The following is a 15,965-nucleotide window of genomic DNA, read 5'->3' on the forward strand; positions in this document are numbered from 1 at the left end:
ACGGTCCGCTCAGACCTGGGAGCCGACCCTGACCTCGTAGGTGCCCAGTTCTCCGGCGTCCACGAAGAGTTCGTCGTCCGCGTCCAAGGCGGGGGTGGCCACCGGCAGCAGCGCGCGGACCCGTCCGGGCCCCGACACCAGCCAGTCGTGGCCGGGCTCGACCCGGCCGCGCCCGTTCTCCTTGTCGTCCACCGAGGTGCTGAGTTCCACCGCTTCACCGGACAGATCGTCGGCGGTGGTCAGGACCGGGCCGAGGATCAGTTCCACGGGCTCGCCCGACGCGTCCAGCCAGAGGCAGGCGGGGGTGTAGCCGCTCGTGGGTCCCGACCCCCCTGCCAGGGCGGCCACGCCCACCCGGGCCGACCGCGCCTCGGGCGCCACCGCGTCGTCGACCCCGCGCACCAGCTCGGGGCCGATGTCGAACACGCGGTCCCCCGCGCGCACCGACACCGGCGCGGTGGGCGCGACCGGGGCGCACATGCGGGCCTCGGGTTCGACGATGATCTCGATCGCGCCGTTCACGGCCCGCTCGTGCGCGTCCGCCAGGGCGTCGTTCCCGCCCTCCAGCAGTTCGCCGAGGCTCCGCGTCCCCGGGCTGCCCATCACGTCACCGTCGTCCAGCGCGCCCACGCGCGCGCCGCCACCGCTCGGTGACAGATAGGTGACCCAGCGCAATGTTCCTCCACGTTTGCTCACGAGCCCCTCGGGTCTCGGTGTCGGGTGCCCTCGCAACGGGCGTGGGGGGGGACCACTCCCCCGTGACGCGGTTCAGGATGCGGCGTTCGACCCGTGTTCCTTGCCGGTTCCGGCACAGCCCCGGCAGGGCTCCTCGACCCGGTGCCAGACGACCAGCCCGTTGACCTCCCGGTGCGGCCGCTCGGGCCGCCACCACCCCGTCCCGGAACAGAACCGGCAGTGGTTCCCGTTCCGGTCGCACCACCCGCACGCGGAGATCGCGCACCTGGCGTGGGTCGGTTCCCGCGTCGACTTCATGTGCCCCCACCGTCTTCCGCGAAATCGCGACCAGCCTCGCACAGGCGGCACACGCGAGTCCAGCGGTCACGGGGGCGAACGTGCCGGTGGGCGGCCCGCGCCCGTCCGGGCCTCAGGCGGAGTCGCGCACCACCAGTCGGGTGTCGAGGAGGATGGTCCGGGCCTCGGCGGTGCGCGGGATCGCCACGTCCACGAGCAGTCGGGCCATCTCCTGGCCCATCTGGACCGTGGGCTGGTGGACGGTGGTCAGCGACGGGTCGCTGTGCCGGGCCATGAGGGTGTCGTCGAAGCCGACCAGCGCGACGTCCCCGGGCACGCTGAGGCCGCGTTCGCGCAGCGTGCGGATGGCGCCGACAGCCATCATGTCGGAGGCCGCGAAGACCGCGTCGGGTTCGCCGCCCTGGTCCAGCAGTCGGGCCATGGCCTCGGCCCCGCCCTCGACGCTGAAGTCGCCCTGGACCACGAGGCGCTCGTCCACCTTCCGGTCGGCGGCGATCATGCTCTCGCGGTATCCGCGCAGGCGCGCCACACCGGCGTTCATGTCCTGCGGCCCGGTGATGGTGGCGATCCTGGAGTACCCGGCGTCCAGCAGGTGGCGGGTGGCCACCCTCGCGCCTTCGAGGTTGTCGATGTCGACGCGGAACGGCGCGGGCTGGGCGTCGGAGTAGGGGCGGCCGCCGTGGACCACGGGCACCCCGGACTCGGCCAGGCGCGAGGTGAGGGGGTCGTCACGGTGCAGGGACACCAGGAGGGCACCGTCCACGTGCGAGCCGCTGAGGTACTCGCCCACGCGCTTGTGCTCGGCCTCGCCCCGGGCGGTGGTGAGCATGAGCTGGAGGTCCCGCTCGTGCAGCACCGAACTCACCCCTCGGATGATGTCGGCGAAGAACGGGTCCGCGAACAGGCGGTCCCGCGACTCGGAGACGACCAGCGCGATCGTGTCCGTGCGTCGGGTCACCAGGGTGCGCGCCGCCTGGTTGGGGGTGTACCCCAGTTCGGCGATCGCGTCGTGGACGGCCTCGCGGGTCCTCGGGCTGACCTGGGACGACCCGTTGATCACCCGGGAGACGGTGCCGCGGCCGACCCCGGCCCGTTCCGCCACCATCTCCAGGGTCGGTCGCTGCCGACCGCCACTCTTGGCCACTTGGGGCTCCTTGGACGTCGTGCCGCCGGTCTCCCGGACGGCGGTTGTGTGTGCGCTCGGGCACGGGTCGACCCGAGCGTTCGTGGGGCGCCCGTACGACGGGCCCCACGGACACTCGGGTCGACCACCGGTGGTCTACCTCTCGGGGAACCGGCCGGTCCTGGCCAGCTCCGCGTACCAGTGCCCGGTGTCCTTGACCACGCGCTCCTGCGTCTCGTAGTCGACGTGGACGATCCCGAACCGGCGGGAGTATCCCCATGCCCACTCGAAATTATCCAGAAGTGACCAGGCGAAGTAACCGCGCAACGGCACCCCGGCGTGGATCGCCTCCCTCGCGGCCCGCAGGTGCCCCTCGTAGTAGTCGGTGCGGTCGGGGTCGTGGACCGCGCCGTCCTCGCTGACCGTGTCCTCGAACGCGCACCCGTTCTCGGTCACGTACAGGTCGACGCCGCCGCTCTCCCCCGCCAGCCGCTGGAGGACGTCGTACAGGCCGGTGGGGTCGATCTCCCAGCCCATGTGGGTGACGGGCAGCCCCTGGGAAACGTGCACCTCGTCGGGGCCAGCGCCCAGCCAGGCGTCGCCGTCACCACTGACCAGGGCGGGGTCGATGCCCTTGGCCGAGCCCGCGACGAACTCGGGCGAGTAGTAGTTGACTCCCAGGAAGTCCAGGGGCGTGGAGATGGTCTCCAGGTCGCCCTCAAGCACGAACGAGAAGTCGCTGATGTCGGCCAGGTCGGCCACGACGTCGGCGGGGTAGGAGCCCTTGAGTAGCGGGTCGGTGAAGATGCGGTTGCGCACGCCGTCCGCGCGGCGCGCCGCCCGGGCGTCCGCCGCGTTGGCGCCGTGCGGCCGGATCACCGCCTGGTTGTGCGCCAGGCCGATCTTCGAGGGGTGGCCGGTGGAGCGGATCGCCTCGGCGGCCAGGCCGTGGCCCAGCAGCAGGTGGTGGGTGGCCGCCAGGGCGGCCGCGGCGTCCCGGCGGCCGGGGGCGTGGTGGCCGTTCTCATAGCCGAGGAAGGCGGCGCACCAGGGTTCGTTGATGGTCATCCAGTGGGTGACGCGGTCCCCGAGGGCCTCCGCGACCACCCGCGAGTAGTCGGCGAAGCGGTAGGCGGTGTCCCGGGCGGGCCAGCCTCCGGCGTCCTCGAGGGGCTGGGGCAGGTCCCAGTGGTAGAGGGTGGCCCAGGGCTGGATGCCCGCTTCCAGGAGGCTGTCGACCAGGCGGTCGTAGAAGTCGATCCCGGCCTGGTTCACGGGGCCGGTGCCGTCGGGGACGACGCGCGGCCAGGCGACGGAGAAGCGGTAGGCGCCGAGGTTGAGGCGCCGCATGAGGGCTACGTCCTCGGCGTAGCGGTGGTAGTGGTCGTCGGCGGGGTCACCTGTGTCCCCGTTGAGGACCTTGCCGGGGGTGTCGGCGAAGGTGTCCCAGATGCTGCGGCCTCGACCGTCGGCGGTGGTGGCGCCCTCGATCTGGAAGGAGGCGGTCGCCGCCCCCCAGAGGAAGCCTTCGGGGAAGTCGTTGGGGTTGCTCACTGCTTCGGTACGCACCTTCCGTGGCGGGTGGATCGCTTGGGAGCGCTCCCAGTCACCGAAGCAGACACCCCCTCGTGAGTCAACGGAGTCACCCCGCCCCGAGATTCAACCGTTACGCTCCCTCCACGCAAGCGGACGGCCCCGGCGGGGTGTCCCACCGGGGCCGATCGCGAGGCACGGGAGGCCCGGACTAGTCCGAACCGGGCCCGACCGGGACCACGATGCCCTGCCAGCGCTCCTCCATGAAGTCGCGCACCTCCTGGCTGTGCAGGAGGTCGTTGAGCCGGACCAGGTCCTCCGACTCCACGTCCTCCGTGCGTACGACCAGACCGTTGGCGTACGGGTTGTCCTCGGTCTCCTCCCAGGCCAGCGCGTTGGCGGTCTCGGGCAGGTCCGCCTCCAGGGCGTAGTTGCCGTTGACCACGGCCGCGTCCACGTCCTGGAGGGAGCGCGGCAGCTGGGCCGCCTCCACCGGAGTGATCGTGACGTCCAGAGGGTTGTCCTCGATGTCGGACTCCGTGGCCTGGCCGTCCGTGCCGTCGGCCAGGGTGATCACGTCCTGCTCCTCGAGCAGGCGCATGGCCCGGTCCATGTTCGAGGCGTCGTTGGGCACGGCGATCTTCGCGCCCTCGGGGAGGTCGTCCAGGTCCGCGAGGTTCTCGGAGTACAGGCCGAAGGCCTCCAGGTGCACGTCGGCCACGTAGGACAGCTCGGTGCCCGGGTTGCCCTCCAGGTACTCCTCCAGGAAGGGGACCGTCTGGTAGTAGTTCGCGTCCAGCTCGCCCTCGGCCAGGGCCGCGTTCGGCTGGTTGTAGTCGGTGTACTCGACCACCTCGACGGCCAGTCCGGCGTCGGCCGCCAGCTCGTCGTTGACGAACTCCAGGATCTCCGCGTGCGGCAGCGGGGTGGCGCCGACCCGCAGGGGCACGACGCCCTCCTCACCACCGTCGTCGGCCGCCCGCTCACTGGGGCTTCCGCAGCCCGCCAGCAGGACCGCCGCCGCACCGGCCGCGGCGACCCCTCGCAGCACGTTCGTCCCTGTCATCGATGTCTCCTTGCCGTTGGTTCCGTATCGCTCTGGAGGGGGGCGAGGGGGTCGTGTCGGGGGGTGGGGCCCGGGTCAGCGCCGGGACAGCCTGCGCACGAGCAGGTCGCCCAGGCTCTGCGCGACCTGCACGATCACGATCAGCAGGATCACGGTGGCCCACAGGTAGTGGTCGTTGAAGCGCTGGTAGCCCTCGCGGATGGCGAGGTCGCCCAGACCGCCGCCGCCGATGGCACCGGCCATCGCGGAGTACGAGATGAGCGTGACCACGGTCATCACCAGACCGGCGATCAGTCCGGGCATGGCCTCGGGCAGCATCACCTTGCCCACGATGGTGAACTTGCGGGTGCCCATCGCGTGCGCGGCCTCGACCACTCCGCGGTCGACCTCGCGCAGGGAGGTCTCCACCAGTCGGGCGAAGAACGGGATGGCGCCGATGCTGAGCGGCACGATCGCGGCTGTGGGGCCCAGGGTCGTGCCGACCAGGAAGCGGGTCAGGGACAGCACCGCCACCATGAGGACGATGAAGGGCAGCGAACGGCCGATGTTGACGATGGCGCTGAGCACGGCGCGCACCGCCGGGGCCGGGATGAGGCCGCCCCTGTCGGTGGCCACCAGGAGCACACCCAGCGGCAGGCCGACCAGGACGCTGAAGACGGTCGCCCACCACACCATGTAGATGGTGTCCTGGGTGCCGAGCCACAGGCTGGGCCACATGTTGGGCCAGTCCGCGAGGAAGTCTCCGATGGCGGAGACCGCGTTGCCCTCCTGGGCGAGGACGAGGACGTCGGCGGGGTTGATGGTCACTTTCCGGCCTCCTCGACCAGCAGGCCGTGCTCGGACAGGTAGCTGAGCGCCTCACGGCGGCGCTCCCCGCGCATGTCGACGCTGAGGCGTCCCACGGACTGCCCGGCGACCTGTTCCACGCCGCCGCCGAGGATGTTGACGTCCACGTCGAAGCGGCGGGTGAGTTCGGACATGAAGGGCTCGTCGAAGGAGCGCGGGTAGGTGATGACCACGCTCTGGGGGCCGCCGTTGTCCGGCAGGGGGAAGAGGGAGCGAGCCAGGAGGGACCCCGGGGTGCCGATGAGGTCCAGCACGCGGCCGGACTCCAGGAACTCGCCGTTCTCCATGATCGCCGCCGAGTCGCAGATCCGCTTGATCACGTCCATCTCGTGGGTGATCAGCAGGATGGTCAGGCCCAGTTCGTCGCGCAGGCGGCGCAGCAGGGCCAGGATCGAGTCGGTGGTGGCGGGGTCCAGGGCCGAGGTGGCCTCGTCGCTCAGCAGGACGTGGGGGTCGGAGGCCAGGGCGCGGGCGATGCCCACGCGCTGCTTCTGCCCGCCCGAGAGCTGGGAGGGGTAGGCGCGCGCCTTGTCCCCCAGGCCCACGAGTTCCAGGAGTTCGCCCACCCGGGTCGCGCGCTTGGAGCGGGAGACCCCGGCGACCTCCAAGGGGAAGCCGACGTTGCCCGCGACCGTGCGGGAGGAGAGCAGGGCGAAGTGCTGGTGCACCATGCCGATCCCCCTCCGGGCCGCGCGCAGGCGTGAGCCGCGAAGGGAGGTGAGTTCCTCGTCCCCCACGCGCACGGTGCCGCTGTCGGGGCGTTCCAACAGGTTCACCGAGCGCAGGAGGGTGCTCTTGCCCGCACCGCTCTGGCCCACGACCCCGAAGATCTCGCCGGACTCGACATGCAGGTCCACCCCGTTCAGGGCGTGCACCTGGCGTTTCTTCAACCTGTAGGTCTTGTGTAGACCCACTGCGTCAATCACGGTTTTCCCATCGACGTCTGGCGGTGGTGTCCCGGAGACCGCTCGCGGACACAGGAGGGCTCTGGACTCAGCGTGGGTTTGACGCCCACACCCGAGCGTACGAAGCGTCCACCTGGCGGGCGGCGGCGACGCGCCGGTACGTCCGGCGGTCGCGGGGGCGTGTGGAGGGCGGCCCCGGGGTGGCCCGGCGCGAAGCCGGACCGGCTCGGTGTCAGAGGTGACTAACGGGGCATGCGACAGCGACCGCCGGGCAGCGGAACGCACCGCCGGGTGGTGTTCGCCGTGGTGGCGGGGGTCGCTTTGCCGTGCTCAGGAGCCTTCACGGCACCAACTCAACCATGGGTGACCGGGTCGGTTCAGCAAAATACTTGACCTGAATATGGTTATTTAGAACACATCGAGGCCTTTGTGGGAGAGACGTACCGTACTCTCCCACCCGAAAGTCCTCATGAGTGCCTACACTCATTACCGTCCCGTGACTCTTCATGGGCGCGCACGCGCCATGAGCACCGAGGGCAGCTGGCAGCCGCAGGCCGCCGCGCCCGCCCGGGAAAGACGATCAGACGCACCCACAGCGCCCGTGCCCGCAGGCAGGGGCGTGTGTGGGCCCGAGGAGACCACACCGTGCAGTTCGAGGACAGAGCACAGACCGAAGACACAGTGCGCCCCGGTGGTGCGGTGGGGTCCGGTCGTCCACGGGGCACCGCCGACGACCACGCGGACTTCTGGGCACCCGACCCCCCGGCCCGCACCCGGCGTGAGGCCCTGGCCGACCTGACCGAGGGCGCGCGTGCGCTGTCCGTGTCGGCTGGGTCCGGGCTGGCGTCCCTCGTTCGTCCCGGTGGAGCACGGGTGGCCGCGCTCTGCCTCTCCCTGGTCGCCGCCACGGCGTTGGTCCCCCTGTCCGCCTCGGCCGCCCCGGCCCCCGGGCTTCCGCCCCGGGAGCCGGAGAGCATGAGCGACCTCAAGTCCCGGGCCGCGACCCTGACGGAGGAGTACGAGGGCGAACTGCGGGACATGGAGGCGGTGATGGAGGAGGCCGAACGGGCGCAGGGCCGCGCCGACGGCACCCGCAAGGAGGTCAAGGAGGCTCGCGACCAGGTGGTCTCCCTTGCGGTGGCCACCTACACCAGCAGCGGGATCGACCCGGCCATGTCGCTGTTCGTGGAGGCCGAACCGGACGAGGTCATCGACCGGGCCGTGGTCATCGACTACCTGACCACCACGAACCAGGAGAAGATCGACCACCTGAACCAGGCGCTCTCGCGCGACGAGGTGGCTCAGCAGAACGCCCAGGAGCGGCTGGACGAGGCCTCGGACGACCTCACCGAGCTGGAGGACCGCCGGTCGGAGGTGCACGTTCTGATCGCCGACCACCCGAACCAGCCCATGCAGTCGCACAACAGCATCACCCCCCGCACGGAACAGATGCGGGACCTGGTGATCGAGGAGTTCGGACGCGGCGACGACGTGGGCGGGGTCGGCTGTTACCGGCCCGACGGCGGCTTCGTGGTCGGCGAGCACCCCAAGGGCCGGGCCTGCGACTTCATGCTGGACCCGAACGGCGGCATGCCCAGCCAGGAGGAGATCGACCGCGGTTGGGCGATCTCGGAGTGGGCCATGGAGAACGCCGACGACCTGGGGATCATGTACATCATCTACCGCCAGCAGATCTGGGACGTGCGGCGCGGCGACGAGGGCTGGCGGGACATGTCCGACCGGGGCAACATGACCGAGAACCACTTCGACCACGTGCACATCTCGATGTTCTGACCCGGGGGCGCCGGTGGCGGGCACGTTCCCCCTGGCCACTACCGGCCACGGGAGCCACACGACGCACACGGTGACGCGGTCCGGCGCGGTCTCACAGGTCAGGGGCGGGCTTCGGGCCGCGCGTCCCGTGGGCAGCGGCCGTGCCGCCGACGCGCTCCAATACCCGAGGATTCGCCGCCCCGTCCATGCGAGTACATCACGATTAAGTCACGCAAATGACCAACTGGCGTGTCAGAAGCACGAAACGGTGACGATTCACCCTCCAACCCCAGGTCCGGCCTGCCCCGTTGACACCGGTCAGGGCTAAGATGCAAGGCGTCCCGACCCCTGGCCTGCGGGGAACCGACCCGCTGGCACCTCACGCGGCGGTCGGCGCCCCCGTTTGAACCGGGGACCTCCTCACGACACGGGGAACTCCCGCCCTCGCCCGTCCGCTCTCGCCCGCGGTCACGGCGTCCGAGGCGGGCCCACCTCCCCCACGGTTCCCCGTGCTGTCACCCACCCGGCGATCCGCCGGTGGCCAGATCACGGGAACTCGTGAGAACTCACGGGCGCCAACGTGCGCCTCACACATGACGGTCACCACATCACCGGGCGAGGGGAGCCATGAGCGAAAACGGACCTTACAACCAGCCACCGCAGAATCCTTACGGTGGCGGGGACGGCACCGGCGGACAGCCGCCCTACGGCCCGCCGCAGGGGAACCCCTACGGTGACGCCGCCACCGGCGGACAGCCCGGCTACGGCCAGGGGCCCTACCAGGGCGCCCCCGGCCACGACCAGAGCGGCCCCTACCCGGGTGCCCCCGGCCACGACCAGGGCATGTACGCGGGCGGCCAGCCGCCGTACGGCCCCGGGCCCGGCGGCCCCATGGGCCCGGGCGGCCCGATGGGACCCGGCGGGTACCCGCCCGCGCAGCCGCCCCAGCAGGGCGGCGGCGGCAGCAAGGCCGGCCTGTGGGTGGTCATCGGCGGCGGCGTGGTCATCGTCGTCCTGGTGATCGCCGTGGTCATCATGCTCGTCACCAACGGCAACGGCGGCGAGGAGATCGCCTCCGGCCCCGACGGGACATCGGAGGTCACGGAAGAGGAGGAGCCCGCGGAGGAGGAGCCCGCCGAGGAGGACACCCCCGCCTCGAACGGCGCCCTCGGCGACCCGCCCCACGCCCTGCCCACCGAGCCCTGCGAGTCCTTCACCGACCAGGTGCAGACGGACTTCGTCCTCCGTGACAGCGGCAGCAAGTACGTCTCCGACAACACGTCGAGCTGCTCCAACCTCGGCGACCTCCCCGAGAGCAGCTCCACCGAGGGCTTCGGCTCGCTGGAGGTGGGCTTCAAGCTCCCCTACAGCGCCAGCGACTCCCCGGAGGCCGCCTCCGAGGACATCCAGTACACGCTGGAGCGCATCCGGGGCGACTCCGAGTCGGACCGCTACGACGCCGCGGACATCGAGGTGGACGAGGAGGTGGAGGGTCTCGGCAGCGAGGCGCACCTGGTCATCACCAAGTCCGACCTGCTCGGGGAGAAGCTCCCCGAGGCCAGCCTGCTGATGCGTCAGGACAACCTGATCATCACGGTGACCTACTACCTCGACACCACCCGGGGCGACCACGACAGCCTCGCCCTTCCGGACAACACCGAGGACATCATGGTCAACGCCGCCAACGAGGCGCTGGCCATCGTCGGGAACAGCTGACCGTCCGAGCCGCGTAGCGGCGAGGACACCGAAGGGGGCCGCGGCGACGCCGCGGCCCCCTTCCGTGCGTTCGGTCCCCGCTAGGGAAGGTCGGCGCGGACCCGGCGGGCCGCCTCGACCATGTTGCGAAGCGCCTGCTCGGCCTCCGCGTAGCCGCGGGTCTTCAGACCGCAGTCCGGGTTGACCCACAGGTTCCCGGCGTCCACGTGCGTGGCCGCGAGCCGCAACGAGGTCTCGATCTCCTCGACCGAGGGCACCCGGGGCGAGTGGATGTCGTACACGCCCGGGCCGATGCCCCGCTTGTAGCCGCGCTGGCCCAGGGCCTCCACGAGCTCCATGCGCGAACGGGCCGCCTCGACGCTGGTGACGTCGGCGTCCAGCGCCTCGATGCCACCGACGATCTGGTTGAACTCCGAGTAGCACATGTGCGTGTGGATGGTGGTGCTCGCCGCCACCCCCGACGTGGCCAGGCGGAAGGAGTTCACCGCCCAGTCGAGGTAGGCCTGGCGCTGCTCCTCGCGCAGGGGCAGCAGCTCACGCAGGGCGGCCTCGTCCACCTGGATGTGGCGGATGCCCGCCCGCTCCAGGTCCGCGACCTCGTCCCGCAGGGCCAGGCCCACCTGGCGGGCGGTCTCGCCTAGCGGCTGGTCGGTGCGGACGAACGACCAGGCGAGCATGGTGACCGGCCCGGTCAGCATGCCCTTGACCGGCTTGTCGGTGCGCGACTGCGCGTAGGTGATCCACTCGACCGTCATCGGCTCGGGGCGCGAGACGTCGCCGAACAGGATCGGGGGACGCACGCAGCGCGAACCGTAGGACTGCACCCAGCCGCGTTCGGTGGTCGCGTAGCCCTCCAGCTGCTCGGCGAAGTACTGGACCATGTCGTTGCGCTCGGGCTCGCCGTGGACGAGGACGTCCAGGCCGATCTCCTCCTGGAGCGCGATGACGCGGTCGATCTCCGAACGCAGGGTGCGCTCGTACTCCTCCGTGGCCAGCTCGCCCCTGCGGTGCGCGGCGCGGGCGCGGCGCAGCTCGGCGGTCTGCGGGAAGGAGCCGATGGTGGTCGTGGTGAGCGTGACGTCGGTGGGAGCGCCGCGGTCCTCGGGACGCTCGTAGGCGTCCTGGCCCAGGGCGTCCAGGCGGGCGCGCACACGGGCGTCGGTGAACGACGGGTTCCCGGCGGCGGCCGCGTCGAACCCGGCGTCCTCGCCCTCGGTGAGGACCCGGCCGAGCAGGGCCACCTCCGCCGCCTTCTGCTTGGCGAAGGCCAGGGCCGCGCGCAGCTCGGGTGCGAGCGAGGTCTCGGCGTCCAGGTCGATCGGCACGTGCAGCAGCGAGCAGGAGGTGCTCACGGTCAGCTCGTCGGTGAGGGCGAGCAGGGTGCCCAGCTCCGCCACGGCGGCGGGCAGGTCCGTGCGCCACACGTTGCGGCCGTCGACGACGCCGGCGACCAGGCGGGTGGAGCCCAGGCCGGAGACGGCGGCCAGGTCCTCGACGCCCTCGGAGTCGGTGACGAGGTCGAGGCCGACGGCCTCCACCGGGGAGTCCTTGAGCACGCGCAGGGCGGCGGCGCCGATGGAGCCGAAGTAGGTGGAGACGAGGAGGGAGGGACGGTCGGTGAGGGCGCCCAGGCGCTGGTAGACGCGCTCCAGGTGGCCGACGGCGGCGCGGCCCTCGTCGGTGGCCAGGATCGGCTCGTCGAGCTGGACCTCGGAGGCCCCCGCGGCCCTGAGGTCGGACAGGAGCCGGGCGTAGGCGTCCAGGAGCTGGTCGAGGAGCTCGATGGGCTCCCAGCCCTCGGGAGCGTCGTCGGCTGCCTTGGCCAGCAGGAGGAAGGTCAGCGGTCCGACCAGCACGGGGCGGGTCTGGAAACCGGCCTCGGAGGCCTCGCGGAACTCGGTGACGGGCTTGTCACCGACCAGGCGCGGCCGGGTGCTGGGAGAGAGCTCCGGGACGAGGTAGTGGTAGTTGGTGTCGAACCACTTGGTCATCTCCAGGGGCGGGGCGCCCTGCTCGCCCCGGGCGAGCGCGAAGTAGCGGCGCAGCTGCTCGTCCCGCTCCTCGGCCTGAGCCGGGGAGGAGAAGCGGGCGGGAACGAGGTCGAACAGGACCGCCGTGTCCAGGACCTGGTCGTAGAAGGAGAAGGTGTTGGACGGCAGGTCGTCCACGCCGGCCTCCCGCAGCTGGGCGTAGACGCCCAGGCGGAGTTCGGAGGCGACGGTGTCGAGCTCGGCGGCGGTGGTGTCGCCCTTCCAGTAGGACTCACTGGCGCGCTTGAGTTCGCGGTCGGGGCCGATGCGCGGGTACCCGTGCACGGTGGAACGCACGGACGGCCCGGAGGCCGGGGTGCTGGGCATGGAGCTTCTCTCCCTCGTCGAAAGCCGGGTACCGGCCGCGAGGCGAGCGAGGACGCGGACAACCGAGGAACGCCTCGCGGCGCATGGCTGTCTCCGCCCTCGGCCCTCCCTCGGGGCACGGGACCACCGACGGCGCGGGCGCGCCGCCGGGCGGAGGCAGGTCTTCGGACTCGTGGGCTCCTCCGACGCTACCGCCGGGCCTCCTACTGGTCGCCGCTTCCCGGTTTCCGACTTTTCCGGTCGGATCACCAGTGCTTATGACGACGTTCGTTCCCACTCACCGCTGCGGGGCAGTCCCGGACTCGCACCGGGTTCCCTCTTTCGACACGCAACGCCCGCCCCGGAGGGGTTCCGGGGTGACCATGGGTGGAGCGTGTACCTTCCACGGGTGCAAGTATAGGGAGCGCCCCCTCCGCCCATGCACTCGGCGTGGCCCTTGCCCACTCGGCGTGAACCCGCGCCGGGACCCCGGCATCAGAACCGACAATCAGCGTTACGTGGGGGAGCGCTCCCCCTCCTCCCCCACGAACGTTCGTCTGACGATGAACGTGGAGAACCCCAGGTGAAGCAGCAAGACCGGCAGACCATGGCTCCCGACCAGCCCCTCCTCACGGTCGCGATCGCGATGGTCGTCCTTCTGGGGCTGGTGCTGTCGGCGTCCCGACCACCCGGCCTGTTGGAGGACAGTGCTCTGGCGGACAGCGACGGCGCTCAGTCGGCCGAGGACGGGGATCGGCTCCCGGCCACAGGCGAATTCGACCAACTGACCACGGTCTCCCCCGACGCGGTTCCCGGAACGGAGGAGGTCACTCTCGCCTATGAGGGTGGGGCGGACGTCTCCGTCACCTACCCGTCCATCCCGAACGCCGGTCCGCTGTCCGACTTCCTGGACCGCACCCTGACCGCCCAGGTCCACGCGTTCGAGGCGGCCAACCCCGGGGCGCGCGCGTTCCTCGGTGAGTGGGGGCTGACCGCGGCCGAGGACGGGATCGTCGGTGTGCGGATGACCACCACCGAGACGGACTCCGAGGAGACCCGGGAGGGCCACAGCACCTACTGGTACGAGGTCGACACGGGCGCGGTGCACGGCTCCAGCCACCTCCTCGCCGGACAGGCGGAGCTGGCCGAGCTCAACGAGCGGGTCCGCGAGGCGGTGTCCGACACCGACGCCGCGCCCTCGGCCCTGTACCCGATCAGCGCGCTGTACGACTCGGTGGGCTTCAACCCGGACGGCGACCTCGTGGTGGAGTTCGACGCCGGACAGGTCGCCCCCGTCAGCACGGGCCGCGTGCACGCGGTGCTGCCCCGGGACGAGGCCGAGTCGCTGCTCTCCGACCTCGGGCTCCGGGTGCGCGAGGCCGCGACCACGGGCGTGCGCGAGTTCACGGTCTCGGACGCACCCGAGGCCGAGAAGGACGGCTCGTCCTCCCAGGCCGCTCCGGGTGTGCTGTCCCCGCGTGACGACTCCGTCGACTGCTCCGACCCGGCCGCCAAGTGTGTCGCCCTCACCTACGACGACGGTCCCGGCGGGGGCACCCCCGAACTGTTGGACGCCCTGGCCGCGCACGACGCCAAGGCCACCTTCTTCGTCACCGGCCTCCCGGTCGTCGAGCACCCGTGGGTGGTGCGGCGCACCTACGCCGAGGGCCACGAGGTGGCCAACCACACGCTGGACCACCCCAACCTGACCGAGCTCTCGAAGGGCGCGGCCCGCAAGAACCTGGAGGCGACGCAGGCCCTGGTGTACCGGGAGACCGGGTACACGATGGACCTGATGCGGCCGCCCTACGGGGCCACCGACGGCCAGGTCGCCGAGGTCACGGCGGAGCTCGGGCTGGCGCAGATCCTGTGGAGCGCGGACACCAACGACTGGCGGGACCGCAAGGCCAGCGTGGTGCGCAAGCGTGCGCTGGGCGACGCGGAGCACGGCGCGATCATCCTGATGCACGACATTCACCCCACGACGATCGACGCGTCGATCGACATCATCCGTGAGCTGGACGAACGCGGATACAGCATGGTCACGGTGTCGCAGCTGCTCGGCACCGCGGAGCCGGGCCGCACCTACGTCGACGGCCTCCCCGAGGAGGAGTCCGAGGAGGGCGCCCCGGAAGGCTCGGAGTAGCCCGACCCGCCCGACCAGCGTCCCGGCCCCCGGGCCGGTGTCCACATGTGGACACCGGCCCGGGGGCCGTGGTGTTCTCCCCTATGTTGCTCCCAGCGACCGTGAGAGCACCCCCTAGAGGGACGAGGGAGTCGGGTTTTGGCTTCGAGGAGAGTTGGACCGGGCCGGACCGTTCCCCCGCCCCGACCGGGCCGGGGACACCCGTTCTGGCCGGGGACCGCGCTAGTGTTGCTGGCCCTCCCGCTGGCCGCCTGTGAGAACGGTGCGGTGAGCGTGGGCGCGGGCGATCCCCTGCGGCTCACCGTGCTGGCCGACGAGGTCGGGGACGGTCTCGGTGAGTGGCGCGGCGACGCCGGGGACTTCACCGGCCACCCCCACGAGCCGGAGGGGGTGAAGGTCAGCGTCGCCTACCCGGAGTTCGAGGGCGCCGAGGCCTTCGCGGAGGATCTCGCCGCACGGGTGGACCAGGAGGTCCGGGACTTTCGCGCCGGAACCCGCGATCCGGTGAGCCTGGACATCGGCTGGGAGCTGGTCGCCGCCGGGGACGGCGTCCTCGGGGTCCGGCTCGTCCGCACCGAGGAGGACATGCACGGGCTGCGGCAGGGCTACTCGACGTACTGGTACGACGCCCGCGACCGCACGGTCTCCTACTCCACCCAGCTCCTGCGCGGGCAGGAGGAGCTGGGCGAGCTCAACGCCATCGCGCGCGAGGACCTGGCCGACGACGAGGACGTGGACCCCGACGCGCTGCACCCGGTGCTGCGGACCTACGACTCGATCGGGTTCAACGCGTCGGGGGACCTCGTGGTGGAGTTCGACGACGGGCACCTGTCACCGATCGTGGACGGACACGTTCCCGACAGCTCCCCCGGGCGTAGAACCGTGGTGGTCGGGCACGAGGTGTCCGAGCCCCTGCTGTCGGGCCTGGGCGAGCGCGCCAGGGAAGCCTCCCTGGTGGCGGAGCCCGACCTCGACCTGCCCCCGCCCGCAGCCGGAGACGACGCTGACGGACCGCCGCCCGGGGTGGTCACCGCCGGCGACCCCGAGGTGGACTGCCGCGACGACGGGACCAGGTGCGTGGCCCTGACCTTCGACGACGGCCCGGTGGAGGCCACTCCGCACCTGCTGGACATCCTCGCCGAGGAGGAGGTGACCGCTTCCTTCTTTCTCAACGGCGGCCCGACCCTGACCCGGCCGAGCGTGCTACGACGCGCCTACGCGGAGGGGCACGAGATCGCCAGCCACGGCGACGAACACGAGCACATGAACAAGATGGACGCCGAGCACCTGGCCGCGCAGACGGCGGCTGTGAGCGCGATGGTCCGGCGGCAGACCGGGTTCACGGTGGAGCGGTTCCGGCCGCCCTTCGGCGCCACCAACGACGACGTGCACGCGGAGATCGCCGCCCAGGACATGGCGGAGGTCGCGTGGACGGTGGACAGCCGGGACTGGGAGGGTCACGCTCCGGACGAGATCGTGGAGAACGTGGTGGCCGGGATCGAGCCGGGCGCGGTGGTGCTGCTGCACG

Annotated in this window: 12 protein-coding genes and 1 riboswitch; of the genes, 4 read left to right on the forward strand and 8 right to left on the reverse strand. The window is 71.4% G+C overall.

Translation table 11 applies throughout. The annotated features are described in order from the left end of the window. Positions 1 to 9: 9 nt before the first annotated feature. The 7 genes from D452_RS0121460 to D452_RS0121490 form a co-directional block, all read right to left on the reverse strand. Entirely contained in the window at positions 10 to 675 is a 666-nt protein-coding gene (locus tag D452_RS0121460) for a hypothetical protein (RefSeq protein WP_017546198.1), read from the reverse strand. Positions 676 to 768: 93 nt separating this feature from the next. Next, entirely contained in the window at positions 769 to 993 is a 225-nt protein-coding gene (locus D452_RS31480; RefSeq protein WP_017546199.1) for a hypothetical protein, read from the reverse strand. A gap of 112 nt (positions 994 to 1,105) precedes the next feature. After that, positions 1,106 to 2,137 carry a LacI family DNA-binding transcriptional regulator gene (locus D452_RS0121470; protein ID WP_017546200.1) on the reverse strand — a complete coding sequence of 344 codons (1,032 nt, stop codon included), beginning with the start codon at positions 2,135 to 2,137 and terminating at the stop codon, positions 1,106 to 1,108. 135 nt (positions 2,138 to 2,272) lie between these two features. Further along, positions 2,273 to 3,670 (reverse strand): GH1 family beta-glucosidase, encoded by a 1,398-nt coding sequence (locus D452_RS0121475; protein WP_017546201.1) that lies wholly within the window; start codon positions 3,668 to 3,670, stop codon positions 2,273 to 2,275. A 190-nt stretch (positions 3,671 to 3,860) separates the two neighbouring features. Next, positions 3,861 to 4,715, reverse strand: a complete 855-nt coding sequence (locus D452_RS0121480; RefSeq protein ID WP_017546202.1) for a MetQ/NlpA family ABC transporter substrate-binding protein — start codon at positions 4,713 to 4,715, stop codon at positions 3,861 to 3,863. A gap of 75 nt (positions 4,716 to 4,790) precedes the next feature. Then, positions 4,791 to 5,522, reverse strand: a complete 732-nt coding sequence (locus tag D452_RS0121485) for a methionine ABC transporter permease (protein WP_017546203.1) — start codon at positions 5,520 to 5,522, stop codon at positions 4,791 to 4,793. Continuing rightward, the gene (locus tag D452_RS0121490) at positions 5,519 to 6,475 is read right to left on the reverse strand and encodes a methionine ABC transporter ATP-binding protein (protein ID WP_026129542.1); all 957 of its coding nucleotides are present in this window, start codon (positions 6,473 to 6,475) and stop codon (positions 5,519 to 5,521) included. The genes D452_RS0121485 and D452_RS0121490 overlap by 4 nt, the downstream gene beginning before the upstream one ends. Before the next feature lie 690 nt (positions 6,476 to 7,165). Here D452_RS0121490 and D452_RS0121495 point away from each other — a divergent pair. Beyond that, complete coding sequence (locus tag D452_RS0121495; protein ID WP_026129543.1) at positions 7,166 to 8,260, forward strand: coiled-coil domain-containing protein; 1,095 nt, start codon at positions 7,166 to 7,168, stop codon at positions 8,258 to 8,260. 606 nt (positions 8,261 to 8,866) lie between these two features. After that, complete coding sequence (locus D452_RS0121500; RefSeq protein ID WP_017546206.1) at positions 8,867 to 9,955, forward strand: hypothetical protein; 1,089 nt, start codon at positions 8,867 to 8,869, stop codon at positions 9,953 to 9,955. Positions 9,956 to 10,035: 80 nt separating this feature from the next. Here the strand turns inward: D452_RS0121500 and metE are convergent, their stop codons facing one another. After that, complete coding sequence (gene metE / locus D452_RS0121505; protein ID WP_017546207.1) at positions 10,036 to 12,312, reverse strand: 5-methyltetrahydropteroyltriglutamate--homocysteine S-methyltransferase; 2,277 nt, start codon at positions 12,310 to 12,312, stop codon at positions 10,036 to 10,038. Between the two features lie 155 nt (positions 12,313 to 12,467). After that, positions 12,468 to 12,652, reverse strand: a riboswitch (cobalamin riboswitch). 246 nt (positions 12,653 to 12,898) lie between these two features. Here metE and D452_RS0121515 point away from each other — a divergent pair. Together D452_RS0121515 and D452_RS0121520 are read left to right on the forward strand one after the other, a co-directional pair. Then, a complete protein-coding gene (locus D452_RS0121515; protein ID WP_017546208.1) occupies positions 12,899 to 14,437 on the forward strand; it encodes a polysaccharide deacetylase family protein in 1,539 nt (512 codons plus the stop codon). Between the two features lie 231 nt (positions 14,438 to 14,668). After that, positions 14,669 to 15,965 (forward strand): polysaccharide deacetylase family protein (locus D452_RS0121520; RefSeq protein WP_394297097.1); only part of this gene is annotated, 1,297 nt, incomplete at its 3' end.

The organism is Nocardiopsis prasina DSM 43845, from assembly GCF_000341265.1.
In the GTDB taxonomy this organism is placed as follows: Bacteria; Actinomycetota; Actinomycetes; order Streptosporangiales; family Streptosporangiaceae; genus Nocardiopsis; species Nocardiopsis prasina.

What these genes read in the sequence shown, in the direction of transcription:
- D452_RS0121515 (WP_017546208.1), top strand. Translation starts at nt 12,899, where the DNA reads ATGGCTCCCGACCAGCCCCTCCTCACGGTCGCGATCGCGATGGTCGTC.
- D452_RS31480 (WP_017546199.1), bottom strand. Translation starts at nt 993, where the DNA reads ATGAAGTCGACGCGGGAACCGACCCACGCCAGGTGCGCGATCTCCGCG.
- metE (WP_017546207.1), bottom strand. Translation starts at nt 12,312, where the DNA reads ATGCCCAGCACCCCGGCCTCCGGGCCGTCCGTGCGTTCCACCGTGCAC.
- D452_RS0121500 (WP_017546206.1), top strand. Translation starts at nt 8,867, where the DNA reads ATGAGCGAAAACGGACCTTACAACCAGCCACCGCAGAATCCTTACGGT.
- D452_RS0121480 (WP_017546202.1), bottom strand. Translation starts at nt 4,715, where the DNA reads ATGACAGGGACGAACGTGCTGCGAGGGGTCGCCGCGGCCGGTGCGGCG.